This window comes from Pusillimonas caeni (assembly GCF_003545815.1).
GTDB lineage: Bacteria > Pseudomonadota > Gammaproteobacteria > Burkholderiales > Burkholderiaceae_B > Pusillimonas > Pusillimonas caeni.
The window spans coordinates 1-24,897 of the sequence record NZ_PDUW01000017.1 but is presented as its reverse complement, the minus strand read 5'-3'; the positions used below and the strand labels follow the sequence as shown (position 1 = coordinate 24,897).

The 24,897-nt window shown below is 64.1% G+C and carries 19 protein-coding genes; 13 read left to right on the top strand and 6 right to left on the bottom strand.

Going from position 1 to position 24,897, the window contains the following annotated elements; translation table 11 throughout:
• The 3 genes from CSC67_RS21035 to CSC67_RS21025 form a co-directional block, all read right to left on the bottom strand.
• A partial coding sequence (locus tag CSC67_RS21035) for a citrate/2-methylcitrate synthase (RefSeq protein WP_280814132.1) occupies positions 1 to 265 on the bottom strand: 265 nt, incomplete at its 3' end.
• Between the two features lie 28 nt (positions 266 to 293).
• Positions 294 to 1,196 (bottom strand): methylisocitrate lyase, encoded by a 903-nt coding sequence (gene prpB / locus CSC67_RS21030; RefSeq protein WP_425337677.1) that lies wholly within the window; start codon positions 1,194 to 1,196, stop codon positions 294 to 296.
• A 164-nt stretch (positions 1,197 to 1,360) separates the two neighbouring features.
• Positions 1,361 to 2,350, bottom strand: coding sequence for a malate dehydrogenase (locus CSC67_RS21025; protein WP_118996430.1), 990 nt, complete (start codon positions 2,348 to 2,350; stop codon positions 1,361 to 1,363).
• A 341-nt stretch (positions 2,351 to 2,691) separates the two neighbouring features.
• Here CSC67_RS21025 and CSC67_RS21020 point away from each other — a divergent pair, with 341 nt between their 5' ends.
• The 7 genes from CSC67_RS21020 (at position 2,692) to gltA (ending at position 8,463) form a co-directional block, all read left to right on the top strand.
• The gene (locus tag CSC67_RS21020; protein WP_118996429.1) at positions 2,692 to 3,462 is read left to right on the top strand and encodes a GntR family transcriptional regulator; all 771 of its coding nucleotides are present in this window, start codon (positions 2,692 to 2,694) and stop codon (positions 3,460 to 3,462) included.
• Between the two features lie 99 nt (positions 3,463 to 3,561).
• Positions 3,562 to 3,975 carry a succinate dehydrogenase, cytochrome b556 subunit gene (sdhC, locus tag CSC67_RS21015; RefSeq protein WP_118996428.1) on the top strand — a complete coding sequence of 138 codons (414 nt, stop codon included), beginning with the start codon at positions 3,562 to 3,564 and terminating at the stop codon, positions 3,973 to 3,975.
• Positions 3,975 to 4,358, top strand: coding sequence for a succinate dehydrogenase, hydrophobic membrane anchor protein (sdhD, locus tag CSC67_RS21010; RefSeq protein ID WP_118996427.1), 384 nt, complete (start codon positions 3,975 to 3,977; stop codon positions 4,356 to 4,358). Before sdhC ends, sdhD begins: the two co-directional genes overlap by 1 nt.
• A 3-nt stretch (positions 4,359 to 4,361) precedes the next feature.
• Positions 4,362 to 6,140 carry a succinate dehydrogenase flavoprotein subunit gene (sdhA, locus tag CSC67_RS21005; RefSeq protein WP_118996426.1) on the top strand — a complete coding sequence of 593 codons (1,779 nt, stop codon included), beginning with the start codon at positions 4,362 to 4,364 and terminating at the stop codon, positions 6,138 to 6,140.
• 13 nt (positions 6,141 to 6,153) lie between these two features.
• Positions 6,154 to 6,870 carry a succinate dehydrogenase iron-sulfur subunit gene (locus CSC67_RS21000; RefSeq protein ID WP_017524223.1) on the top strand — a complete coding sequence of 239 codons (717 nt, stop codon included), beginning with the start codon at positions 6,154 to 6,156 and terminating at the stop codon, positions 6,868 to 6,870.
• Between the two features lie 11 nt (positions 6,871 to 6,881).
• A complete protein-coding gene (locus tag CSC67_RS20995; protein WP_118996425.1) occupies positions 6,882 to 7,142 on the top strand; it encodes an FAD assembly factor SdhE in 261 nt (86 codons plus the stop codon).
• Positions 7,143 to 7,161: 19 nt separating this feature from the next.
• Positions 7,162 to 8,463: a citrate synthase gene (gltA, locus tag CSC67_RS20990; protein ID WP_118996424.1), complete on the top strand. Its 1,302-nt coding sequence runs from the start codon at positions 7,162 to 7,164 to the stop codon at positions 8,461 to 8,463.
• 182 nt (positions 8,464 to 8,645) lie between these two features.
• On the opposite strand, the gene CSC67_RS20985 is transcribed toward gltA, so the two are convergent.
• Complete coding sequence (locus CSC67_RS20985) at positions 8,646 to 10,943, bottom strand: NADP-dependent malic enzyme (RefSeq protein ID WP_118996423.1); 2,298 nt, start codon at positions 10,941 to 10,943, stop codon at positions 8,646 to 8,648.
• Between the two features lie 392 nt (positions 10,944 to 11,335).
• Between CSC67_RS20985 and CSC67_RS20980 the strand changes: the two genes are divergently transcribed.
• From CSC67_RS20980 to CSC67_RS20960, 5 genes are all read left to right on the top strand, one after another.
• Positions 11,336 to 14,206: a 2-oxoglutarate dehydrogenase E1 component gene (locus tag CSC67_RS20980; protein ID WP_118996422.1), complete on the top strand. Its 2,871-nt coding sequence runs from the start codon at positions 11,336 to 11,338 to the stop codon at positions 14,204 to 14,206.
• Between the two features lie 28 nt (positions 14,207 to 14,234).
• Complete coding sequence (odhB, locus tag CSC67_RS20975; RefSeq protein WP_118996421.1) at positions 14,235 to 15,458, top strand: 2-oxoglutarate dehydrogenase complex dihydrolipoyllysine-residue succinyltransferase; 1,224 nt, start codon at positions 14,235 to 14,237, stop codon at positions 15,456 to 15,458.
• 165 nt (positions 15,459 to 15,623) lie between these two features.
• Positions 15,624 to 17,051, top strand: a complete 1,428-nt coding sequence (gene lpdA / locus CSC67_RS20970) for a dihydrolipoyl dehydrogenase (RefSeq protein WP_118996420.1) — start codon at positions 15,624 to 15,626, stop codon at positions 17,049 to 17,051.
• Positions 17,052 to 17,205: 154 nt separating this feature from the next.
• The gene (gene zapE, locus CSC67_RS20965; RefSeq protein WP_118996419.1) at positions 17,206 to 18,297 is read left to right on the top strand and encodes a cell division protein ZapE; all 1,092 of its coding nucleotides are present in this window, start codon (positions 17,206 to 17,208) and stop codon (positions 18,295 to 18,297) included.
• Positions 18,298 to 18,314: 17 nt separating this feature from the next.
• On the top strand, positions 18,315 to 19,640 hold the full coding sequence (locus tag CSC67_RS20960; RefSeq protein WP_118996418.1) for a tryptophan--tRNA ligase: 1,326 nt from the start codon (positions 18,315 to 18,317) through the stop codon (positions 19,638 to 19,640).
• A 14-nt stretch (positions 19,641 to 19,654) separates the two neighbouring features.
• Here the strand turns inward: CSC67_RS20960 and CSC67_RS20955 are convergent, their stop codons facing one another.
• Together CSC67_RS20955 and CSC67_RS20950 are read right to left on the bottom strand one after the other, a co-directional pair.
• Positions 19,655 to 20,173 (bottom strand): hypothetical protein, encoded by a 519-nt coding sequence (locus tag CSC67_RS20955; RefSeq protein WP_118996417.1) that lies wholly within the window; start codon positions 20,171 to 20,173, stop codon positions 19,655 to 19,657.
• 29 nt (positions 20,174 to 20,202) lie between these two features.
• Complete coding sequence (locus CSC67_RS20950) at positions 20,203 to 22,572, bottom strand: Tex family protein (protein ID WP_118996431.1); 2,370 nt, start codon at positions 22,570 to 22,572, stop codon at positions 20,203 to 20,205.
• 117 nt (positions 22,573 to 22,689) lie between these two features.
• On the opposite strand from CSC67_RS20950, the gene yoaA reads away from it, so the two are divergent.
• Positions 22,690 to 24,684 carry a DNA repair helicase YoaA gene (yoaA, locus tag CSC67_RS20945; RefSeq protein ID WP_118996416.1) on the top strand — a complete coding sequence of 665 codons (1,995 nt, stop codon included), beginning with the start codon at positions 22,690 to 22,692 and terminating at the stop codon, positions 24,682 to 24,684.
• Positions 24,685 to 24,897 lie beyond the last annotated feature (213 nt).

The window sequence follows — 24,897 nt, the reverse complement described above, 5'->3', positions numbered from 1 at the left end:
GCAGGCCCCGCAGCCGCCGCAGCTTTTCTTTGTAGGCCTTGAGCTCTGCGCGGGTGGGCAGGCTGCCGTGAACGAGCAGGTGGGCGATCTCCTCGAATTCGCTGGTGTCGGCGATGTCGAGAATGTCGTAGCCGCGGTAATGCAGGTCGTTGCCGCTGCGCCCCACCGTGCACAGGGCCGTGTTGCCGGCTACGACGCCCGACAGGGCGACGGATTTCTTGGGCTTCGGGGTGGAGTCGGCGGTTTTCTTGGTTGCAGTAGCCATGGCGTGTCTCCGTATGGGTCGCTGGATGTCAGCGGGGTTTCGTGTGCCGGAAGAGGGCGTCGAGCTGTTGTTCGAAATCATGGTAGCCGATGCGGTCGTACAGTTCTTCGCGAGTCTGCATCAGGTCGATGACGTTTCTTTGGTGGCCGTCGCGCCGGATGGCGCCGTAGACGGTTTCGGCCGCCTTGTTCATGGCCCGGAAGGCCGAGAGGGGATAAAGCGCCATGTCCACGCCGGCGCCTTCCAGCTCGGGCAGGGTGAACAGAGGGGTGCTGCCGAACTCGGTGATGTTGGCCAGTATGGGCACGCCCAACACCCGGCTGAACTTGGTGTAGGTGTTCAGGTCTCCGGAGGCTTCGGCAAAGATGGCGTCGGCGCCCGCTTCGACGCAGGCCTGGGCGCGCTCCAGCGCGGCATCCACGCCTTCGACCGCGATGGCGTCTGTGCGCGCAATCACGAAGAAGTCGGGGTCGCGGCGCGCATCGACCGCCGCCTTGACGCGATCGGCCATCTCATCGGCGGAAACGATTTCCTTGCCGGGGCGGTGCCCGCAGCGCTTGGCGCCCACCTGGTCCTCGATGTGGCAGGCGGCGGCGCCGGCCTTCTCCAGGCTTCTTATGGTGCGTGCGATGTTGAAGGCCGAAGGCCCGAAGCCGGTATCGATGTCCACCAGCAGCGGCAGGTCGCACACGTCGGTGATGCGCCGCACGTCGGTCAGCACGTCGTCCAGCGTGTTGATGCCCAGGTCGGGAAGCCCGAGCGAGCCGGCGGCCACGCCGCCGCCCGACACATAGACGGCGCGAAAGCCCGCCCGCTTGGCCAGCAGGGCATGGTTGGCATTGATGGCGCCGACGATCTGCAGGGGACGCTCTTGTCGCAGCGCCTGGCGAAACAGCGCGCCCGGCGACGCGGGTCTGGTATGCGTTGACACGGAGAGATCCTTTGGCACCATGGCCTGGCTGGTTGAAAAATGCAAGGGCTCCGCAGTGCGCCGGCTCGCCTCGATCGGTGCCGGCGGCAAAAAGGCCCCGCGCCTTGGTGGCAGCGGGGCCTTCCGGGAGACCTTCGTAGCGCAGTCTCGGGGCTGGCTGCCGATCAGCTCAACAGGTCTTTGACGCCGTCGCGCTCTTCGAGCAGTTCGTTCAGCGTGTGGTCCATGCGTTCGCGCGAGAAATCGTCGATTTCAAGGCCTTCCACACGAGTGTATTCGCCATTGGCCGTGGTGACGGGCACGCCGTAGATGATGCCTTCGGGAATGCCGTAGGAGCCGTCGGACGGAACACCCATGGTGACCCACTTGCCGTTGCTGCCCAGCACCCAGTCGCGGACGTGGTCGATGGCGGCATTGGCGGCCGATGCCGCCGAGGACAGGCCGCGCGCGTCGATGATGGCCGCGCCGCGCTTGCCGACGGTGGGAATGAAAACGTCGCGATTCCAGGCATCGTCATTGATGAGCTGGGCCAGGCCCTGGCCTTCGACCGTGGCGAAGCGGATGTCCGGGTACATGGTGGGCGAATGGTTGCCCCACACGATGAGCTTCTCGATGTCGGCCACGCGCTTGCCCGACTTGGCAGCCAGTTGGGTAAGGGCGCGGTTGTGGTCCAGGCGCAGCATGGCGGTGAAGTTCTTGGCGGGCAGGTCGGGCGCCGACTTCATGGCGATGTAGGCGTTGGTGTTGGCGGGGTTGCCGACCACCAGCACCTTGACGTCGCGGCTGGCCACCTCGTTCAGGGCCTTGCCCTGGGCGGTGAAGATCTGGGCGTTGACCTGCAGCAAGTCCTTGCGCTCCATGCCCGGGCCGCGCGGGCGCGCGCCCACCAGAAGGGCGACGTCGGCGTCTTTGAAGGCCTCTCGCGGATCGCTGTGGGCGGTCATGCCGGCCAGGAGCGGGAAGGCGCAGTCGTCCAGTTCCATCATCACGCCCTTGAGCGCCTTCTGGGCCTTTTCGTCGGGGATTTCGAGCAACTGAAGGATGACGGGCTGGTCTTTGCCCAGCATTTCGCCCGAGGCGATACGGAACAGCAAGGCGTAACCAATTTGGCCGGCGGCGCCGGTGACGGCGACGCGCATGGCGGGTTTGGACATGGAGATCTCCGGTTGATGATGAATGGACAATGTCCGTCGATGCCGAAAGAGCGGCTGTGCCGCCGTTCGGCGTCAACGGACTCTGGATGGCATCCGGCGGGAAACACTGAATAAATTGCGCGCCGCGCGCAGCTGCGGACCGGGTGATTCGCACTGCTGGTTACACGCGCAATTTGCTCAGAACTTCCCTAGTTTAAAACGTTAGAAGCATAGAGGAAATCAAAAATAGCGTCAATCTTATATCTTATATAAGACAGAAGAGTGTTAGACAGAATGTGGGAACCGTGCGAAAATAGCGGGCGTTTCACGCAATTTCCTACGATTCGAAAACGTCTTTCTTCATGTCCGACAAACCCTCGACAGACTCCGCGCCCGACACCGAGCGCGCTGCAGCCAGCGCGGCCTACAGCCCGTTGTACCAGCAGATCAAGGGTTTGCTGCTGCAAAGTCTCGACCGGGGCGAATGGAAGCCGGGCGAGGCCATTCCCAGCGAGCTCGAGCTGGCTTCGCGCTTTCAGGTCAGCCAGGGCACGGTGCGCAAGGCCATCGACGAGCTCGCCGCCGAAAACCTGCTGCTGCGCAGACAGGGCAAGGGCACCTTCGTCGCAACCCACCACGAAGCCAAAGTGCGTTTTCGTTTCCTGCGCCTGACGCCCGACGACGGCAAGCAGCCGGTGTCGGGCAGCCAGATCCTCGACTGCCGCCGTGTCAAGGCGCCCGTCGACATTGCTCGCCTGCTCGAGCTGCGCACGGCCGACACCGTGGTCAATCTTCGCCGGCTGCTGTCTTTCGATCAGGTGCCCACCATTCTCGACGACATCTGGCTGCCGGGCTCGGTGTTTCGCGGGCTCACGGCCGATTCGCTGTCGCGCTACAGGGGGCCGCTGTATGCGCTGTTCGAGTCCGAGTACGGCGTCAGCATGGTGCGCGCCGAAGAAAAAATCCGTGCCATGGCGGCGGCGGCCGAGCCGGCCCAGTGGCTCGGAGTCGAACCGGGCACGCCCCTGCTGCAGGTCGAGCGGGTTTCCTACACCTACGGCGACCGCCCCATGGAGGTTCGCCGGGGCCTTTACGTCACCGAACGCTTCCATTACCGAAACAGCTTGAACTAACAAAAGGGGTTTGTTCCTTATTTGATCGTCTTCGTCCAAATAGGCGAAAATACTCCGTATCGCTTTGCAATAATTACTTGTTACAACCTTGAGGCCGTCATGTCCGATTCAGCTTCCAAGCCGCGTCCGCAGTTTCGCAATCTAAGCGTCGCGCAGATACTTTCCTACCACCTTCCACTTGCCGGCAAGTCCTCAATTTTGCATCGCGTCAGCGGCGCCCTGCTGTTTCTCAGCCTGCCGCTGGTCATCGTTCCTCTGTTTGCCGCCAGCATCACTTCGCCAGAAAGCTACGCCGCCATGCGCGACTGGGTGTCGCATCCGCTCTGTAAGCTGGTGCTGCTCGTGCTGATCTGGGGCTATCTGCATCACTTCTGTGCGGGCATCCGCTATCTGGTGCTCGACCTGCACATCGGCATGGACAAAGTGTCGGCGCAAAAATCGGCGGGAGTCGTCTTTGGGGTCAGCCTGGCTCTGACCGTGGTATTTGGTCTCAAACTGTTCGGAGTATGGTAATGACGACTCAGCAACGTCTCGGCACGAAACGCCTCGTGGTGGGGGCGCACTACGGCACCCTCGATTTCATCGTTCAGCGCTGTACCGCCATCATCATGGCCATCTACACGCTGATCCTCTTCTTCGGCTTCCTCTTTTCCTCGGAAATGAACTTCGAAGCCTGGCAGCATCTGTTCACCTTCCATCTGGGCGTGCTGCCCGTAGGTCAATTGCTGGCCACACTGGCCTTTTTCTCCGTCGCATGGCATGCCTGGATCGGCGTGCGCGACATCTGGATGGACTACGTCACCTCGGCCGGCCTGCGCCTCTTTCTGCAGGTCCTGACTGTGCTGTGGCTGGTGGGTTCTATCATCTATTTCGCTAAAGTTCTCTGGAGTCTATAAGCCGTGGCTGCTGTCAAACATTCCCTACCTCGCCGCCAGTTCGATGTGGTGGTCGTGGGTGCCGGCGGGGCCGGCATGCGTTGCTCGCTGCAACTGGCGCAAGCGGGCCTGTCGGTCGCCGTATTGTCCAAGGTCTTTCCCACCCGCTCGCACACCGTGGCGGCGCAGGGCGGCGTCAGCGCCTCGCTGGGCAACATGAGCGAAGACAACTGGTACTGGCATATGTACGACACCGTCAAGGGTTCGGACTGGCTCGGCGACCAGGACGCCATCGAATTCATGTGCCGTGAAGCGCCCAACGCCGTCTACGAGCTCGAGCACTTCGGCATGCCTTTCGACCGTAATCCGGACGGCACCATCTACCAGCGTCCTTTCGGCGGCCATACTGCCAATTTCGGCGAGAAGCCCGTGCAGCGCGCCTGTGCGGCGGCCGACCGTACCGGTCACGCCATGCTGCACACGCTGTACCAGCGTAACGTCGCGGCCCGCACGCAGTTCTTCGTCGAATGGATGGCGCTCGACCTGCTGCGCAATGAAGCTGGCGACGTGCTGGGCGTTACGGCGCTCGAGCTCGAAACCGGCGACATCTACGTTCTTGAAGCCAAGCAAACCGTGCTGGCCACCGGCGGCGCGGGCCGTATCTGGGCCGCGTCCACCAATGCCTTCATCAATACGGGCGACGGCCTTGGCATGGCGGCGCGCGCCGGGCTTCCGCTCGAAGACATGGAGTTCTGGCAGTTCCACCCCACCGGCGTGGCGGGCGCGGGCGTGCTCATCACCGAAGGGGTGCGCGGCGAAGGCGGCATCCTGCTCAACAAGGACGGCGAGCGTTTCATGGAGCGCTACGCGCCCACGCTCAAGGACCTGGCCCCGCGCGACTTCGTCTCGCGCTCGATGGACCAGGAAATCAAAGAAGGCCGCGGCTGCGGGCCCAACGCCGATCACATTCTGCTCAAGCTGGATCACATCGGGGCGGAAACCATCATGAAGCGCCTGCCTTCGATCCGCGAAATCGCCATCAAGTTCGGCAACGTCGATCCCATCAAGGATCCGATCCCGGTCATTCCCACCATCCACTACCAGATGGGCGGCCTGCCCACCAACATCTATGGGCAGGTCATGGACTGGCGCAACGGCGAAGACAAGCCTGTCCGCGGCCTGTACGCCGTGGGCGAATGCGCGGCCACTTCGGTGCACGGCGCCAACCGCCTCGGCACCAACTCGCTGCTGGACCTCATCGTGTTCGGCCGCGCCGCGGGCAACCACATCGTCGAGTCGCATCCCGAGCGTCAGCACGCCCATCAGGACATCCCGCCGTCGGCCATCGACTTTTCGCTCGACCGGGTCAACGAGCTCGAAAAGCGCAGCTCGGGCGAAAACGTCTACGAAGTCCACAACGCCATGCGCAACAGCATGCAGAACCACTGCGGCGTGTTCCGCACGCTCAAGCTGCTGAACGAAGGCGTCGCCGACATGGAGCAGATCGCCGAGCGTTGCGACAACGTCTACTTCAAGGATAAGTCCAAGGTCTGGAACACGGCCCGCATGGAAGCCCTCGAACTGGCCAACATGAAGGAAGTCGCGCTGGCCACCACCAAGTCGGCCGCCAACCGCACCGAAAGCCGGGGTGCGCATGCCCTCGACGACTATCCCGAGCGCGACGACGAGAACTGGCTGCGCCACACGCTGTGGTTCTCCGAAGACCGCCGCCTCGAATACAAGCCTGTGCAAATGAAGCCGCTAACCGTCGAGAGCTTCCCGCCCAAGGCACGGACCTTCTAAGCAGGATACAGAAATGAGCGAAAAACGTATCGTCAAATTTGAGATTTACCGCTACGATCCCGACAAGGACGAGCGTCCCTACATGCAGAAGCTCGAGGTCGAGCTGCAGCCCAACGACAAGATGCTGCTCGACGCGCTGGTGCGCATCAAGCACGACGTCGACGACAGCCTGGCGCTGCGCCGCTCCTGCCGCGAGGGCGTGTGCGGTTCCGATGCCATGAACATCAATGGCAAGAACGGCCTGGCCTGCACCACCAACCTGCGCGAACTCAGCGAGCCCATCGTGCTGCGCCCGCTGCCCGGCCTGCCCGTGGTGCGCGACCTCATCGTCGACATGACGCACTTCTTCAACCAGTATCATTCGATCAAGCCCTTCCTGATCAACGATCAGCCGCCGCCCGAGAAAGAGCGTCTGCAAACCCCCGAGGCCCGCGAAGAAATCGACGGCCTGTACGAGTGCATCCTATGCGCATGCTGCTCCACCGCCTGCCCGTCGTTCTGGTGGAACCCCGACAAATACGTCGGCCCGGCCGGCCTGCTGCAGGCGTATCGCTTCATCGTCGACACGCGCGACGAAGCCACGGCCGAGCGCCTGGACAACCTCGAAGACCCGTATCGCCTGTTCCGCTGCCATACCATCATGAACTGTACGGACGTCTGTCCCAAGGGGCTCAACCCGGCGAAGGCCATCGGCAAGATCAAGGAGCTCCTGGTCCGTCGCACCATCTAAGGCGATAGCCAATGAAAAAACAGTCGGAAATCGACCGCCCGCGCTTGCGTTGGCGAGCCCGGCGCGGTCTGTTGGAGAACGATCTGATCATCACGAAGTTTCTGGATCAGTTCGAAGACCAGCTTACCGACGCCGATGTGCAGGCCCTCACTCTGCTTTTCGAGATGGGGGACAATGAATTGCTTGACGTATTGCTGGCCCGCACCGAGCTCGAAGGGGAGTACGACACTCCCGAGCTGCACCGTCTGGTCGCGCAAATGCGAGAGCTGTAACATTTTGAGGATTGAAAAGATGCAACTATCAGATAAAAAAGCCACCCTGTCGCTATCCGACGGCAGCGCGTCCGTCGAATTCCCGGTGTACCAGGGCACGATCGGGCCTGATGTCATCGATATTCGCAAGCTCTACGGCCAAACGGGCATGTTCACCTACGACCCGGGCTTTCTGGCGACCGCTTCGTGCGAATCGTCCATCACGTATATCGACGGCGACAAGGGCCAGCTGCTGTATCGCGGATATCCCATCGACCAGCTCGCGCAAACCTGCGACTTCATGGATGTCAGCTATCTGATCCTGAACGGCGAACTGCCCAACGCCGAGCAAAAGCGCGAGTTCGACTCCCTGGTCACGAACCACACCATGGTTCACGAGCAGATGCAGACGTTCCTGCGCGGCTTCCGGCGCGACGCCCATCCCATGGCGGTGCTGACCGGCCTGGTGGGCGCAATGTCGGCCTTCTACCACGACTCCACCGACATCACCAACGCGCGCCATCGCGAGATCTCGGCCATCCGGCTGATCGCCAAGCTGCCCACCCTGGTGGCCATGGCGTACAAGTACTCCATGGGCCAGCCCTACATCTATCCGCAGAACGATCTGTCCTACACGGGCAATTTCCTGCGCATGATGTTCGCCACGCCTTGCGAAGAGTACAAGGTCAATGAAGTCGTCGAGCGCGCGCTCGACCGCATCTTCATCCTGCACGCCGACCACGAGCAGAACGCGTCGACGTCCACGGTGCGTCTGTGCGGTTCGTCGGGCACCAACCCCTTCGCCGCCATCGCGGCGGGCGTCGCATGCCTGTGGGGGCCCGCTCACGGCGGCGCCAACGAGGCCTGCCTGCAGATGCTCGAAGAGCTGCAGGCCAACGGCGGCGTGGCCAAGGTCGGCGAGTTCATGGAGAAGGTCAAGGACAAGAACTCCGGCGTTCGCCTGATGGGCTTCGGCCACCGGGTCTACAAGAACTACGATCCGCGCGCCAAGCTGATGCAGGAAACCTGCAAAGAAGTGCTGGGCGCCCTGGGCCTGGAAAACGACCCGCTGTTCAAGCTGGCCATGGAGCTCGAGCGCATCGCCCTCGAAGACCCGTACTTCGTCGACCGCAAGCTGTATCCCAACGTCGATTTCTACTCGGGCATCGTGCAGCGCGCCATCGGCATCCCCACTTCGATGTTCACGGCCATCTTCGCGCTGGCCCGCACGACGGGCTGGATCGCGCAATGGAACGAGATGCTGTCCGACCCCGACTACAAGATCGGCCGTCCGCGCCAGTTGTACACCGGCTACGCTCCTCGCGACGTCGCGGCCAAGTAATACCGGCTGCGGTTCGTTCGCACACCGCGCAAAAAAAAACGCCCTTCGGGGCGTTTTTTTTGCGTCGTCCGGCGTAAAGAGCCCCGGCACTGACGCATTGGAAGCAAGAAAAAACCGGCAGAACCCGAAGGCTTTGCCGGTCGAATGCGCCGCGCTGGGCGGCAGCAGCGGCGGATTGCGGCTTACAACTGAACCTGCCCCGCCTCTTGCTGCGCATCGACCACCGCCAGCGCCGTCATGTTGACGATGCGGCGCACGGTCGCGCTGGTGGTCAGGATGTGCACGGGGCGGGCTGCGCCCAGCAGGACGGGGCCCATGGCGACCCCGTTGCTGCCCGTCATCTTGAGCATGTTGTAGGTGATGTTGCCGGTGTCGAGATTGGGCGTGATCAGCAGGTTGGCCGGGCCTTTAAGCGTGGAATCGGGGAAGGCCTTGAGGCGGATCCGTTCGGACAGCGCCGCGTCGGCGTGCATTTCGCCGTCGACCTCGAGCTGCGGAGCGCGTTCGGCGATGATCTCGCGGGCGCGCGCCATTTTTCTGGACGACTCGGTGACGCGGCTGCCGAAGTTCGAGTGCGAAAGCAGGGCGATCTTGGGTATGACGCCGAAGCGCAGCACTTCGGCGGCGGCCTGGATGGTCATGTCCGCGATCTGTTCGGCCGTGGGGTTCTCGTTGACGTGGGTGTCGCAGATGAACAGCGTCTGGTCGGGCAGCATGAGTACGTTCATGGCGGCGTAGGTTTGCGCGCCCTCGCGCAGGCCGATGACTTCATCGACGTAGCGCAGCTGGTTGTCGTAGCGGCTGGCGGCGCCGCACAGCAGGGCGTCGGCGTCGCCGCGCTGCAGCAGCATGACGCCGATCAGCGAGTTGTGCTTGCGCACCATGGCCTTGGCGATGTCGGGCGTGACGCCGTTGCGGCCCTGCAGCTTGTAGTAGCCGCTCCATGTCTCGTTGAAGCGCTCGTCATCCTCGGGGTTGACGATCTCGATGTTTTCGCCGGGAGTCAGGCGCAGGCCGAACTTCTGGATGCGCATCTCGATGACGCTGGGGCGGCCGATGAGTATGGGCTGGGCGATCTGCTCGTCGATCACGACCTGGGCCGCACGCAGCACGCGTTCATCTTCGCCGTCGGCATAGATGACGCGCTTGGGCGCGTTCTTGGCCTGCATGAACAGCGGGCGCATGAGCTGGCCCGTGTGGTAGACCAGGCTCATGAGCTTCTGGCGATAGGCTTCGATGTCGGCGATGGGGCGCGTGGCCACGCCGGACTCCATCGCGGCCTGCGCCACCGCCGGAGCGATCTTGACGATCAGGCGCGGATCGAAGGGCTTGGGAATGATGTACTCGGGGCCAAAGGTGAGGTCCTGGCCCGCATAGGCGTTGGCGACCTCGTCGTTCTGCTCGGCCTCGGCCAGTTCGGCGATGGCGCGCACGCAGGCCAGCTTCATTTCTTCGTTGATGACCGTGGCGCCGACGTCCATGGCGCCCCGGAAAATGAAGGGGAAGCACAGGACATTGTTGACCTGGTTGGGATAGTCGGAGCGGCCGGTGGCCATGACGCAGTCGGGACGGGCGGCCTTGGCGGCCTCGGGGCGGATCTCGGGTTCGGGGTTGGCCAGGGCCAGAATGAGCGGACGGTCGGCCATGCTCTTGACCATGTCGGCGGTCAGCACGCCGGGGGCCGAGCAGCCCAGGAAGACGTCGGCGTCACGGCACACGTCGGCCAGCGTGCGGGCATCGGTCTTCTGCGCATACGCCGCCTTGGTGGGCTCCATATTGCTTTCGCGGCCTTCGTGGATGACGCCGCGCGAGTCGACCACGAAAATATTGGAGCGGGGCACGCCCAGGCTGACGAGCAGGTTCAGGCAGGCGATGGCGGCCGCGCCGGCGCCCGAGCACACCAGCTTCACCGAGCCGATGTCCTTGCCGACCACTTTCAGGCCATTGAGGATGGCGGCGGCGGAAATGATGGCGGTGCCGTGCTGGTCGTCATGGAAGACCGGGATCTTCATGCGTTCGCGCAGCTTCTTCTCGATGTAGAAGCACTCGGGCGCCTTGATGTCTTCGAGGTTCACGCCGCCCAGGGTGGGTTCGAGCGCGGCGATGATGTCGACCAGCTTGTCGGGGTCGGTTTCGGCCAGCTCGATGTCGAACACGTCGATGCCGGCGAACTTCTTGAACAGGCAGCCCTTGCCCTCCATGACGGGCTTGGCGGCCAAGGGGCCGATATTGCCCAGGCCCAGCACCGCCGTGCCGTTGGTGATGACGCCCACCAGGTTGGAGCGCGAGGTGTACATGGCGGCGGCTTCTTCGCCGCCGGCGTGGATGGCCATGCTGGCGACCGCCACGCCGGGCGAATAGGCCAGCGACAGGTCGTCCTGGTTGGCCAGCGTTTTGGTGGGCGTCACCGAGATCTTGCCCGGGGTGGGGTGGGCGTGATAGTCGAGCGCCAGTTTCGAGAGGTCCGCGTTGGCATCCATCTTGGGTGTAACTCCTGAAATCGAAAAGCAAAAATAGCGTGTCCGGCCGGTTTGGGGCCGGCCGTCTGGAGCCGGTCTTGGCTGGCAAGAACCACCGTGTTGACTGAATTGTACAAAGCGTAAGTGTAATGCGTTGGTCACGATGCCGTGAGCGATGTTGCCAGCCGGCCGAGTGTCACTTATCGTCAACGCTTTTTCCGCAAAGGGCCGTTCCCCGCCGTTCCGCGCGTTACATACTGGAAGTTTGTGGGTATACTACCCGTACTACGGCTAATCAAGGCGTCGTACACGTTGCCTTCTGCCCCCCGCTATCCGCTAACCGGTCTGGCCGTGTCGCGGAAGGTTGTCCTGCATCATAACGAGTGAGACACTCGGATAGGTGAAGCGCTTATATGTCATCGGAAACAGAACTTTTAGCAAACTCGTATCTTTTTGGTAGCAACGCCCCATACGTAGAGGAACTCTACGAATCCTATCTGGACAATCCAGGTTCGGTTTCCGAGCAATGGCGTAACTACTTCGATCAGCTTCAGCACCAGCCGGCCACAGACGGCCAGGAAATCACCCGCGACCAGGCCCACGCGCCCATCATCGAGTCGTTCGCGCAGCGCGCCAAGGCCAATGCCTTCATCGCCCGCGTGCAAGAGCCCGATCTCGCGGTCGCCGGCAAGCAGGTCTCCGTCCAGACGCTTATCGCCGCGTATCGCACGCTGGGTGTGCGCGTGGCCGACCTCGACCCGCTCAAGCGCCAGGAACGTCCCACCATCCCCGAGCTCGATCCCGCATTCTATGGCCTGACCGAGGCCGACCTCGACCAGGTCTATGCGGCCACCAACACGTATTTCACCAAGGCCGACGCCATGACCATGCGCGACATGCTCAAGGCCTTGCGCGATACGTACTGCCGCACCGTGGGCGCCGAGTTCATGCACATCTCCGATCCCGCCGCCAAGCGCTGGATCCAAGAGCGCCTGGAGTCCACCGTGGGCGTGCCGGCGTTCTCGGCCGAACGCAAAACCCGAATCCTGCAGCAGCTCACCGAGGCCGAAGGCCTCGAGCGCTATCTGCACACCAAATACGTCGGGCAGAAGCGCTTCTCGCTCGAAGGCGGCGAAAGCTTCATCGCCTCGATGGACGAGGTCGTCAACCACGCCGGCGAAAACGGCGTGCAGGAAATCGTCGTGGGCATGGCCCACCGCGGCCGCCTCAACCTGCTGGTCAACATCATGGGCAAGATGCCCAGCGACCTGTTTGCCGAATTCGAAGGCAAGCACAGCCAGGCCCTGACCGACGGCGACGTCAAATACCACAACGGCTTCTCCAGCGACCTGTCCACGCGCGGAGGCCCCGTCCACCTGTCGCTGGCCTTCAACCCTTCCCACCTCGAGATCGTCAATCCAGTGGTCGAGGGCAGCGTCCGCGCCCGCCAAGAGCGCCGCGGCGACACGGATCGCAGCCAGGTGCTGCCGGTGCTGGTGCACGGCGACGCCGCCTTCGCGGGACAGGGCGTGGTCATGGAAACCCTCAACCTGGCGCAGACCCGCGGCTATGGTACGGGCGGCACGCTGCACATCGTCATCAACAACCAGATCGGCTTCACCACCTCCGATCCGCGCGACACGCGTTCCACGCTGTACTGTACCGACGTCGTCAAGATGATCGAGGCGCCGGTATTCCACGTCAACGGCGACGACCCCGAAGCCGTGGTCTACGTCACGCAATTGGCGCTGGACTATCGCCGCGAATTCAAGCACGACGTCGTGGTCGACATCGTCTGCTTCCGCAAGCTGGGCCACAACGAGCAGGACACCCCCTCGTTGACCCAGCCGCTGATGTACAAGCGCATCGGCCAGCATCCCGGCACCCGCAAGCTGTACGCCGACAAGCTCGTCGCCCAGGGCGTCATGAGCGAAGGCGAGCCCGACGAACTCGTCAAGGGCTACCGCCAGCTCATGGAGGACGGCAAGCGCACCGTCGAGCAGGTTCTGACCGACTACAAGAACAAGTACTCGACCGACTGGACTCCCTTCCTCAACGCCAAATGGACCGACCAGGCCGACACCGGCGTGCCCGTCGCCGAGCTCACCCGCATCGGCGAAAAGCTCACCACGGTGCCCGAAGGCTTCACCGTCCATCCGCTCGTCAACAAACTGCTCAATGACCGGCTCAAGATGGCCCGCGGCGAGGCCAGGCTCGACTGGGGCATGGGCGAGCACCTGGCTTTGGCCACGCTGGTGGCCTCCGGCTATGCCGTGCGCATCACCGGCCAGGATTCGGGCCGCGGCACGTTCACCCACCGCCACGCGGTGCTGCACGACCAGAAGCGTGACCGCTGGAACGACGGCGCCTACATTCCGCTGCAGAACGTCTCCGACAAGCAGGCGCCTTTCCTGGTGATCGATTCGGTGCTGTCCGAAGAGGCCGTCCTGGGCTTCGAGTACGGCTACGCCACCGCCGAGCCCAATACGCTCACCATCTGGGAAGCCCAGTTCGGCGACTTCGTCAACGGCGCCCAGGTCGTCATCGACCAGTTCATTTCGTCGGGCGAGGCCAAGTGGGGCCGGCAGTGCGGCCTTACCCTGATGCTGCCCCACGGCTACGAGGGCCAGGGCCCCGAGCACTCGTCCGCCCGCATCGAGCGCTTTCTGCAATTGTGCGCCGACAACAACATGCAGGTGGTCCAGCCCACCAACGGCGCCCAGATCTTCCACGTGCTGCGGCGCCAGATGATCCGTCCGTTCCGCAAGCCGCTGGTCATCTTCACGCCCAAGTCGCTGCTGCGCAACAAGGACGCCACCTCGCCGCTCAGCGACCTGGCCGAAGGCCAGTTCCAGCTCGTCATCGGCGAGCAGGACGAAACCATCGACGCCGCCGCCGTCAAGCGCGTGCTCGTGTGTTCGGGCAAGGTGTATTACGACCTGGTTCATGCGCGCGCCGACGCCGGCCGCTCCGACATCGCCATTCTGCGTGTCGAGCAGCTGTATCCCTTTGCGCACAAGGCTTTCCAGGCCGAGCTGCAAAAGTACGGCAACGCCAAAGAAATCGTCTGGGTTCAGGACGAACCGCAGAATCAGGGTCCCTGGTTTTATATTCAACACCATTTGTACGAGAATATGGTGGAAGGCCAACGCCTGGGCTACGCCGGACGCAGCGCGTCCGCGTCGCCGGCGGTGGGCTATCTGGCCAAGCACCAGGAACAGCAGCGCAATCTGCTTGAACAGGCCATGGCTGCCAAATTCAAGGGCTTCATGCTGACCAAGTAACGAACACTCATCATCACGGAAAAACACCATGGCAATCACAGAAGTTCTCGTACCGCAGCTTTCCGAATCCATCTCCGAGGCCACGCTGCTCAACTGGAAGAAGCAGCCCGGCGAAGCCGTCCAGGCCGATGAGATCCTGATCGAGGTCGAAACCGACAAGGTCGTGCTCGAAGTGCCCGCGCCCGCCGCCGGCGTCCTGAGCGAAATCGTCAAGGCCGACGGCAGCACCGTCGCGTCGGGCGAGGTGCTGGCGCGCATCGACACCGAAGCCAAGGCCAGCGCGGCTCCGGCGGCCGCGGCGCCCGCCGCCGAGGCGGCGCCTGCGCCCCAGGCGGCCGCCGCCCCGGCAGCGGCTCCGGCTTCCGCGCCGGCCTCGGCCATCGCCTCGCCCGCGGCGGGCAAGATCCTGGCCGAGAAGGGCATCGATCCCTCCAGCGTCGAAGGCTCGGGCCGCGGCGGCCGCATCACCAAGGGCGACGCCCTGTCGGCCGATTCCGCTCCCAAGAAGGCCGCCGCGGCGCCCGCCGCCGCTCCCGCGCTGTCGCTGGACGGCCGCCCCGAGCAGCGCGTCCCCATGAGCCGACTGCGCGCCCGCGTGGCCGAGCGCCTGCTGCAATCGCAGTCCGAGAACGCCATTCTCACGACCTTCAACGAGGTCAACATGCAGGGTATCCTCGACCTGCGCGCGCGCTACAAGGACAAGTTCGAGAAAGAGCACGGCGTCAAGCTGGGCTTCACCTCATTCTTCGTCAAGGCCGCGGTCGCCGCCCTCAAGAAGTACCCCGTCGTCAACGCATCGGTCGACGGCAAGGACATCATCTATCACGGCTACTTCGACATCGGCATCGCCGTGGGCAGTCCGCGCGGCCTGGTCGTGCCCATCCTGCGCAATGCCGACCAGCTTTCCATCGCCGAAATTGAGAAGCAGATCGCCGACTTCGGCGCGCGCGCGCGTGACGGCAAGCTCACCCTCGAAGAGCTCACCGGCGGCACCTTCTCCATCTCCAACGGCGGCGTCTTCGGCTCCATGCTGTCCACGCCCATCATCAACCCGCCCCAGTCGGCGATTCTCGGCATCCACGCCACCAAAGACCGCCCGGTGGTCGAAAACGGCCAGATCGTCATTCGTCCGATGAACTACCTGGCCCTGTCCTACGACCACCGCATCATCGACGGCCGCGAAGCCGTGCTGTCCCTGGTGGCCATGAAGGAAGCGCTGGAAGATCCCCAGCGCCTGCTGCTGGACGTCTGATTCCAGGTTCGGATACATGACCCGCCCACGCGCCCCCGTCCAACGCGCCCACGTTCGCGTCGGCGCGGGGCGCGGCCTCGCGTGGCCCGTGGCGGCCCGGCCGCCGCGCGCCGCGGGGCTTTGACGCGCACAGGCATGCGCATCCTCTTTTATTGAGTACATACAATGGCTAAACAATTCGACGTAGTGGTAATTGGAGCCGGTCCCGGAGGCTACATCGCCGCCATCCGCGCCGCGCAGCTGGGCATGTCGGTGGCATGCATCGATGCATGGTCCACGGCCGAAGGCAAGCCCGCTCCGGGCGGCACCTGCACCAATGTGGGCTGCATTCCCTCCAAGGCTTTGCTGCAGTCGTCCGAGCATTACGAGCAGGCCTCGACGCATTTCTCCGAGCATGGCATCGAGGTCAAGGGCCTGAGCCTGAAGCTCGACACCCTGGTGGGTCGCAAGGATTCCGTCGTCAAGCAGAACAACGAGGGCATTCTGTATCTGTTCAAGAAGAACAAGGTCACCTTCTTCCACGGCACGGGCTCGTTCGTGGCGCAGGTGGACGGTGGCTGGTCGATCAAGGTGTCCGGCCCGTCCGAAGAAGACCTGGTCGCCAAGCACGTCGTCGTTGCAACCGGCTCGTCGCCGCGCGCGCTTCCGGGCCTGCCTTTCGACGAAAAGAAAATTCTTTCCAATGACGGTGCCTTGCGCATTCCGGCGGTTCCCAAAAAGCTGGGCGTCATCGGCGCCGGCGTCATCGGCCTCGAACTGGGCAGCGTCTGGCGCCGCCTGGGCGCCGAGGTCACCGTCCTCGAAGCCATGCCCGACTTCCTGGCCGTTGCCGACCAGCAAGTTGCCAAAGAAGCGCTCAAGTCCTTCACCAAGCAGGGCCTCAAGATCCAGACGGGCGTCAAGATCGGCGAAGTCAAGACCGCTGCCAAGTCGGTCACCGTGCCCTATACCGACGCTTCGGGCGCCGAGCAGTCCCTGGTGGTCGACAACCTCATCGTCTCCATCGGCCGGGTGCCGCACACCGAAGGGCTGGGCGTCGAGACCGTGGGCCTCAAGCTCGACGAGCGGGGCTTCATCGTGGTCGACGACGACTGCCGCACCAACCTCAACAACGTATGGGCGGTGGGCGACGTGGTGCGCGGGCCCATGCTTGCGCACAAGGCTGAAGAAGAAGGCGTCGCCGTGGCCGAGCACATCGCCGGCCAGCACGGCCACGTCAACTACGCGGTCATTCCCAACGTCATCTACACCTCGCCCGAGATAGCCTGGGTGGGACGCACCGAGCAGCAGCTCAAGACGGCCGGGGTCGACTACAAGGCGGGCAGCTTCCCGTTCATGGCCAATGGCCGCGCGCGGGCGCTGGGCGACACGACGGGCTTCGTCAAGGTGCTGGCCGACGCCAAGACCGACGAAGTGCTGGGCGTGCACATCGTCGGTCCGCTGGCCTCCGAATTGATTGCCGAAGCGGTCACCATCATGGAGTTCCGCGGCGCCGCCGAAGACATCGCACGCATCTGCCATGCCCATCCGACCTTGTCCGAAGCCATGAAAGAAGCCGCGCTCGCCGTCGACAAGCGCACGCTCAACTTCTGATGGGCGGCCGGGGCTGAAAATATGCCCCCACGCCGCAAGGGCTGGCGCCCGCTTGCTGCCCCCCAGGGGGGCGCTTTTTACCTTGGGGCGGCCCGGCGGTAAAAAAGAAAAGGGGGCGTCTCGCCCCCTTTTCATCTTATGGGTTCCGTGGTTCATGAATGTTCGTGATTATTATCAGCAGGCGCTCGAAGAGCGGGGCTATCAGCCCGACGAGGCGCAGCTGGCGGCGATAGAGCGCCTGCAGGCGTTCTACGACGATTGGGTGCTGTACAAGCAGGCGCGTTCATCTCCCTTGCGCAAGCTGTTCAAGCGGCCGGACATTCCCCGCGGGGTCTACATGTGGGGCGGGGTGGGGCGCGGCAAGAGCTTCCTCATGGACGCCTTCTACCAGACGGTGCCGCTCAAGCGCAAGGCGCGCCTGCATTTCCACGAGTTCATGCGCGGCGTGCACCGCGAGCTGGGCGAGGTCAAGGGCCGGGCCGACCCGCTGGACGAAGTCGCGCGGCGCATCGCCAAGCGCTACCGCCTGATCTGTTTCGACGAATTCCACGTGTCCGACGTGGCCGACGCCATGATTCTGTACCGGCTGCTGCTCAAGCTGTTCGAGCACGGCACGTCTTTCGTCATGACATCGAACTACGAACCCTCGGGCCTGTACCCGGACGGCCTGCACCGCGACCGCATCCTGCCGGCGATCAAGTTGATCTATGACCGGCTGGACGTGCTCAATGTGGATACAGGCGTGGACTATCGGCGCCGTACGCTCGAACAGGTGCCCATGTACCTGACGCCCATACGCCAGGATACCAACCAGCAGCTGCGCGCCATCTTCGATCGGCTGGCCGACACGGCGGCGCTCAAGCCGGTGCTGACGGTCGAGAACCGGGAGCTGCAGGCGATCGCCCTGAGCGGCAGCGTCGTGTGGTTCGACTTCGCCACCCTGTGCGAGGGCCCGCGTTCGCAGAACGACTACCTGGATCTGGCCAGCCGCTTCCAGGCCGTCATTCTCTCGGATGTGCCCCGGATGGAACCCCGCCACGCCTCGGCCGCCCGGCGCTTCACCTGGCTGATCGACGTCTTCTACGACCACAAGGTCAAGCTGGTCATCTCGGCCGAATGCCCCGCCGACGAGCTATATACTGATGGCCCGATGTCCAATGAATTCCATCGCACGGTATCGCGCATCGTCGAGATGCAATCGCGTGAATACCTTGAATCCGAACGCCGCGCGACGGCCGAACTGTAAACCTTGACTGCCACATCATGACTACCCGCGTACTGACCGGCATCACCACCTCCGGAACGCCCCACCTGGGCAACTATGCCGGCGCCATCCGTCCCTCGATCGAAGCCAGCCGCCGGCCCGAGGTCGACGCTTTTTATTTCATGGCCGACTACCATGCCCTGATCAAGTGCGACGATCCGCAGCGCGTGGCGCGTTCGCGGCTCGAGATCGCGGCCACCTGGATCGCGGCGGGGCTCGATCCCGACAAGGTCACCTTTTACCGCCAGTCCGACATCCCCGAGATTCCCGAGCTGTGCTGGATGCTCAGCTGCGTGACCGCCAAGGGCCTGATGAACCGGGCTCACGCCTACAAGGCTTCGGTCGACCAGAATACCGCCAAGGGCGTGGATCCGGACGACGGCGTCACCATGGGGCTTTTTTCCTACCCCGTGCTGATGGCGGCCGACATTCTGATGTTCAACGCCCACAAGGTGCCCGTCGGCAGGGATCAGATCCAGCATCTCGAGATGGCGCGCGACATTGCGCAGCGCTTCAATCATCTGTATGGACGCGGCGAGGATTTCTTCGTGCTGCCCGAGGTGCAGATCGATGATGAGGTGGCCACCTTGCCGGGTCTGGACGGGCGCAAGATGTCCAAGAGCTACGACAACACGATCCCGCTTTTCGAGGGCGGCGCCAAGGCGACGCGCGCGGCCGTCATGCGCATCGTCACCGATTCACGCCAGCCGGGCGAGCCCAAGGACGCCGAAGGATCGCACCTTTACATGTTGTACCGCGCCTTCGCCCGGCCCGAGCAAAGCGCTCAGTTCCGCCGTGCGCTCGAAGAGGGGATGGGCTGGGGCGAGGCCAAGGAGCAGTTGTTCGCCCTCATCGAGCACGAGCTCGGCCCCATGCGCGAGCGCTACGATGAACTGATGGCGCACCCCGAGCGCATCGAGGAAATCCTTCAGGCCGGCGCGCTCAAGGCGCGGGCGCTGGCCACGCCGCTGATGGAGCGTTTGCGCGAGGCGGTCGGCCTGCGCAGCCCATCGGCCGCCGCGGCGCCCGCGCACGCTCCGGCCAAGCCGGCCGGTAAAAAGGCGCGCTTCGTCAGCTTTCGCGACGAAGACGGCCGCTTCCGCTTCAGGCTTCAGGCCGCCGGAGGCGGCGAGCTGCTGCTTTCCGAGCCCTTCGACAACCCGCAGGCGGCCGGCATGATGATCAAGCGCCTGCAGCAGGGCCTGCCCGAAGAGGCCGTGCAGAGTCGCGAGGGAACCGTCGAGCTGATGATGGACGGTGTGCTGGTATGCCGGCTGCCCGAGGCCGAACTGCCGGCGCTGCGCGCGGCGCTGGCCGAGCTTTAAACGCCGGCGGCGCTTCAATCGGAGCAGGGCTGGGCGAACATGTCCAGTTCCTCGCACAGGGCGAGAATCTGCGCCACACTGTCGCGCAATACCAGCACGGTCTGGAAATCGTGCGTATAGCTTTGCCCGAATTCGATCAGGCGATACTTGGGGTGGTGGATGAGCAATTGCTCATCCAGCCAGGAAAAATAGTCGGCGACGGTCTCGAACCGATTGTCGTCGTAAGGATAGTCCGGCAGCGCGGGCGTTTCGAAGGCGGCGATGATCTGCTCATGCAGCTCGTCCACCGTGTCGGAGACAGCGAAGTAGTCTTCCAGTTCGGTGAAGATCACAAAGGCCACGACGCCGGCCGGATCGTAGCGCGCCACTTGCGCGGCATCTTCGCCATAGTTCTCGGCCAGGGTGCGTTCGGGTTCGCGCCGCGCCTGCATGCACAGAGAAACAATGCCTTCGACCTCGTGCTCGTCCAGGTCGTGGCAGCTAAGCAGCTCGACCAGGGTGGCGAGCTTGCGCTGGACCTCGTCTTGTTCCATGCCCCCCTCCTTTTTGTGTTTAACCGGTCCTAACGCTTGAGCTTGGCGAAGGCCGCAGCCATGGCGCCCATGGATTGGCCCGTTTCGGGGCGGCCGGCCCGGGGTTGGCCCGCCCCCCGGGGACGATCTGCTCGTGCGCCGGCGTTGCGCCGCGCCGCGGGTGCGGCATCGTCATCCAGGCGCATGGTCAGGCCGACGCGCTTGCGGGCGATGTCCACTTCCTGCACCTTGACCTTGACCGTCTGTCCGACCCGCACGACGTCGCGGGGATCCTTGACGTAGCGGTCGGCCAGCGCCGAGATGTGCACCAGACCGTCCTGGTGCACGCCGATGTCGACAAAGGCCCCGAAGTTGGCGACGTTGGTGACCACGCCTTCGAGAATCATGCCTTCGTGCAGGTCGTTGAGCGTGTTGACGCCTTCTTTGAACTGGGCCGTCTGGAATTCGGGGCGCGGATCGCGGCCGGGCTTTTCCAGTTCGGCGAAGATGTCGCGCACGGTGGGCAAGCCGAAGCGGTCGTCGGTGAATTCGGACGGCGACACGCCCTTCAGGGCTGCCTGCCTGCCCATGATCTGGCGTACGTCGGCATCTATTTTCTTCAGGATGCGTTCGACTACCGGATAGGCCTCGGGGTGGACAGCCGAGGCGTCCAGCGGGTTATCGCCATTGGCGATGCGCAGGAAGCCGGCAGCCTGTTCGAAGGCCTTGTCGCCAAAGCGAGAGACCTTCATCAGCATCTTGCGGTTGGCGAAGGCGCCGTTTTCGTCGCGCCAGGCGACGATGTTGCGCGCCAGCAGGGAGTTCAGCCCCGAGACCCGGCTGAGCAGGGGAGCGGAAGCGGTGTTGACATCGACGCCCACGGCATTGACGCAGTCTTCGATGACGGCGTCGAGCGAGCGCGCCAGTTCGCGCTGGTTGACGTCGTGCTGGTACTGGCCCACGCCGATGGCCTTGGGTTCGATCTTGACGAGTTCGGCCAGGGGGTCCTGCAGGCGGCGGGCAATGGAGACCGCGCCGCGCAGGCTGACGTCCAGGTCGGGAAATTCTTGCGCCGCGAGCTCGGAGGCCGAATACACCGAGGCGCCGGCCTCGGAGACGACGACGCGGGTAAGCTTGAGCTGGGGGAAGGCGCTTAGCATGTCGCCGACCAGCTTCTCGGTCTCGCGCGAAGCCGTGCCGTTGCCGATCGCGACCAGTTCGACGCGATGACGGGTGGCCAGGGCGGCCAGCGTATTGATCGAGCCTTCGCGGTCGCGCCTGGGTTCAAAGGGATAGACGGTAGCCGTGTCGAGCAGCTTGCCGGTGGGGTCGATGACGGCCACCTTGACGCCTGTGCGTATGCCGGGATCCAGCCCCATGACCGCTTTGGGGCCGGCGGGGGCGGCCAGCAGCAGGTCTTTCAGATTGGCGGCGAACACCCTGATCGCCTCGGCCTCGGCGTTTTCACGCAAGCGGCCGATGAGTTCGGTTTCGAAGGCGGTAAGCAGCTTGACCCGCCATGTCCAGCGGCACACCTCGGCCAGCCAGCGTTTGCGGGGCGCCGCGTCGGCCGAAAAATCGACGTCCAGGCCCAGGCGCTGTGCGATGCGGGCGACGCAGGGGTGGGGCGTCTGGGCTTCGAGTTCGGCTTCCAGGCCCAGGCGCAGCTCGAGCACGCCCTGCTGCCTGCCCCGGAGCAGGGCAAGCACGCGATGCGAGGGCAGGGTGCGCAGCGTCTCGCTGAAGTCGAACCAGTCGCGGAAGTTTGCGCCTTCGGCTTCTTTGCCGTCGGCGACCTTGGAATACAGCCTGCCGGTGTTCCACAGGTGCTCACGCAGATCGGCCAGCAGGTCGGCATCCTCGGCATAGCGCTCCGCCAGGATGTCACGCGCGCCGTCCAGGGCCGCCTTGGCGTCGTTGACGCCCGCTTCGGGATTGAGGTAGCCGGCCGCCATGGCCGCCGGATCGCAGCCCGGCTCGGCTACAATGGCATCGGCCAGAGGCTCCAGTCCCGCCTCGCGGGCGATCTGCGCGCGGGTGCGCCGTTTGGGCTTGTACGGCGCATACAGGTCTTCCAGGCGCTGCTTGGTATCGGCGGCGCGAATTTCACGGGCCAGTTCTTCAGTCAGCTTGCCTTGCTGCTCGATGGATTCCAGCACCGCTGCGCGGCGCTCTTCGAGCTCGCGCACGTAGATCAGCCGTACCTCCAGGTTGCGCAGCACGGTATCGTCGAGCCCGCCCGTGGCCTCTTTGCGATAGCGGGCGATGAAGGGCACGGTGGCGCCGCCGTCCAGCAGCTCGACCGCGGCGGCCACTTGATGAGGCTTGGCGCCGAGCTCGCCGGCGAGCAGCGCGATGATGTGTTCGGGTTTGCCTTGGACGGAAGCGTCGGGCGCGGATGCTGCGGAAGTACTAGTCATGGCCAATCTGAAAAACAGGTTCAAGCGGGGCATTTTGCCACAAGGCAGGCCCCGAACATGCGTCGGCCGGGTATTATCCGCTGTGGGCCGAGCAAATATTGTAAAGAAGCGTTCCCGATGCTGTCGCAAGAGCTTACCGAGATTTTTTCCGAACAGGGCCCCATCGCCCAGAAAGTGGACGGCTATCGGCCGCGCCAGGCCCAATTGGAACTGGCCCAGGCCATCGGCCAGGCTCTGCACGACCACTCCACCCTGATCGCCGAGGCCGGCACCGGCACCGGCAAGACATGGGCCTATCTGGTGCCCGCCTTCCTGAGCAACGCCAAGGTATTGGTGTCGACCGGCACGCGCACGCTGCAAGACCAGCTGTTCCGCCGCGACCTGCCCAGGCTGCGCGAAGCGTTGGCGCTGCCCATCGACGTGGCGCTGCTCAAGGGGCGCGGCAACTATGTCTGCCACTACCATCTGCAGCGCCTGTCCGGCGACGACCGCGCGCTCAAGTCGCGCGCCGAGGTGGGCCAGCTGCGCCAGATACAGGTGTTCGCGCAAAAGTCGCGCAGCGGCGACCGGGCCGAACTGGCCGAGGTGCCCGAAGATGCGGACATCTGGAGCCGGGTCACGTCCACCCGCGAGAACTGCCTGGGCCAGGAGTGCCCGCATGTACGCGACTGCTTCGTGCTCAAGGCGCGGCGCCAGGCCCAGGAAGCCGACCTGGTCGTGGTCAACCATGCCCTCTTCATGGCCGACCTGGCCTTGCGCGAAGAAGGCATCACCGACCTGCTGCCCTCCGTGGACATGGTGGTCTTCGACGAGGCGCATCAGCTTCCTGACATTGCCACCCGCTTCCTGGGCGTCAGCGTCTCGTCTCATCAATTGCTCGACCTGGCGCGCGGCATCGAGGCCGCGGGCCTGGCCCATGCCCGCGAAGCGACCAACTGGAGCGAGGCGGGCAAGGCGGTCGAGCAGGGCGCGCGCGCCTTGCGGCTGGCGGCCGCGCCGCTCGATGGGCTGCCCGGCCGCAAAGCCACATTCGAGGCGCTGCCCAACGCCCAGGAGTTCGACGAGGCGCTGGACAAGCTGCTGCAAGCCATGGACAAGGCCTGCGGCCTGCTGCAGGCGGTGTCGGACAAGCATCCCGATCTGGCCGCCGCGGCCAACAGTTGCCTGGAACTGAGGGCACGCCTGTTTCAGTGGAGCCAGCCCGACCGGCAGGGGCGCAATGCGCTGCGGGCCGAGAACCCTGCCGAGGACGAGGCGGCGGTGCGCTGGGTCGAGGCGGGCACCCACTACATGCGTCTGCATAGCGCGCCCTTGTCCGTGGCGCGCATCTTCTCGCGTTACCGGCGGCCGGATCAGACCTGGATCATGACTTCGGCGACCCTGTCGGTGCATGGCGATTTCGGCCATTTCCAGCGCCAGCTGGGCCTGTGGGAAGCCCAGACCCTGCGTTGGGAGTCGCCCTTCGATTACTCCACCCAGGGGCTGCTGCTGGTGCCGCAGGGCCTGCCGCTGCCCAGCCATCCCAACTTCAACCAGAAGTTCGTCGATGTGCTGACCCCTCTCATCGAGGCCACTCCAGGCGGCGCGCTGGTCCTGTGCACGACCTTGCGCGCCGTCGACCGCATCGCCGAACTGCTGGAAGAGCGGTTCGAAGAAAGAGGCGTAGAGCGGCTGCTGCTCAAGCAGGGAGACAGTTCGCGGCGCGCGCTGCTGGAGCGCTTTCAGGCCAGCCGCGACGCGGTGCTGGTGGGCAGCGCCAGTTTCTGGGAGGGCATCGACGTTCCCGGAGAAGCCCTGACGCTGGTCGCCATCGACAAGCTGCCGTTCGCACCGCCGGACGATCCTGTATTGGAGGCACGCTTGAATCAATGCCGCAGCAATGGCGGCAATCCCTTCATGGAATATCAGGTGCCCGAAGCCGCCATTGCGCTCAAGCAGGGGGCGGGCCGGCTGATACGCTCGGAAAGAGATTGGGGCGTGTTGATGGTGGGCGATACCCGCATGGTCGACAAGCCCTACGGACGCCTGCTATGGCGCGGCCTGCCGCCTTTCGCGCGTACCCGCGACCCGGCCCAGGCCGTGGCTTTCTACGAAAGCCGCAGCGGCGCTTAAGAATCTATGGTCAGCCCGCATTTTGCAAGCGTGACGGTGTTGACGTAAATTAGGCTTGCTTGAATCTATCCGGAGTCAGTTGGGGTTCCATCCCCGCTCCATGATGAGAGCCGCGCCGGGCAAGCCTAAGAACTCAATCAGCGTCGATGCGCTTTTCTTAAGCTCAGGTTTCCTGCCCGGCCGTTGAGCCGTTTATGTCTTCACGTATCTCGC

Coding starts and splice junctions, on each gene's coding strand:
- CSC67_RS21025 (WP_118996430.1), bottom strand. CDS start 2,350: ATGTCCAAACCCGCCATGCGCGTCGCCGTCACCGGCGCCGCCGGCCAA.
- CSC67_RS21020 (WP_118996429.1), top strand. CDS start 2,692: ATGTCCGACAAACCCTCGACAGACTCCGCGCCCGACACCGAGCGCGCT.
- sdhC (WP_118996428.1), top strand. CDS start 3,562: ATGTCCGATTCAGCTTCCAAGCCGCGTCCGCAGTTTCGCAATCTAAGC.
- sdhD (WP_118996427.1), top strand. CDS start 3,975: ATGACGACTCAGCAACGTCTCGGCACGAAACGCCTCGTGGTGGGGGCG.
- CSC67_RS21000 (WP_017524223.1), top strand. CDS start 6,154: ATGAGCGAAAAACGTATCGTCAAATTTGAGATTTACCGCTACGATCCC.
- CSC67_RS20995 (WP_118996425.1), top strand. CDS start 6,882: ATGAAAAAACAGTCGGAAATCGACCGCCCGCGCTTGCGTTGGCGAGCC.
- gltA (WP_118996424.1), top strand. CDS start 7,162: ATGCAACTATCAGATAAAAAAGCCACCCTGTCGCTATCCGACGGCAGC.
- CSC67_RS20985 (WP_118996423.1), bottom strand. CDS start 10,943: ATGGATGCCAACGCGGACCTCTCGAAACTGGCGCTCGACTATCACGCC.
- CSC67_RS20980 (WP_118996422.1), top strand. CDS start 11,336: ATGTCATCGGAAACAGAACTTTTAGCAAACTCGTATCTTTTTGGTAGC.
- odhB (WP_118996421.1), top strand. CDS start 14,235: ATGGCAATCACAGAAGTTCTCGTACCGCAGCTTTCCGAATCCATCTCC.
- lpdA (WP_118996420.1), top strand. CDS start 15,624: ATGGCTAAACAATTCGACGTAGTGGTAATTGGAGCCGGTCCCGGAGGC.
- zapE (WP_118996419.1), top strand. CDS start 17,206: ATGAATGTTCGTGATTATTATCAGCAGGCGCTCGAAGAGCGGGGCTAT.
- CSC67_RS20960 (WP_118996418.1), top strand. CDS start 18,315: ATGACTACCCGCGTACTGACCGGCATCACCACCTCCGGAACGCCCCAC.
- CSC67_RS20955 (WP_118996417.1), bottom strand. CDS start 20,173: ATGGAACAAGACGAGGTCCAGCGCAAGCTCGCCACCCTGGTCGAGCTG.
- CSC67_RS20950 (WP_118996431.1), bottom strand. CDS start 22,572: ATGACTAGTACTTCCGCAGCATCCGCGCCCGACGCTTCCGTCCAAGGC.
- yoaA (WP_118996416.1), top strand. CDS start 22,690: ATGCTGTCGCAAGAGCTTACCGAGATTTTTTCCGAACAGGGCCCCATC.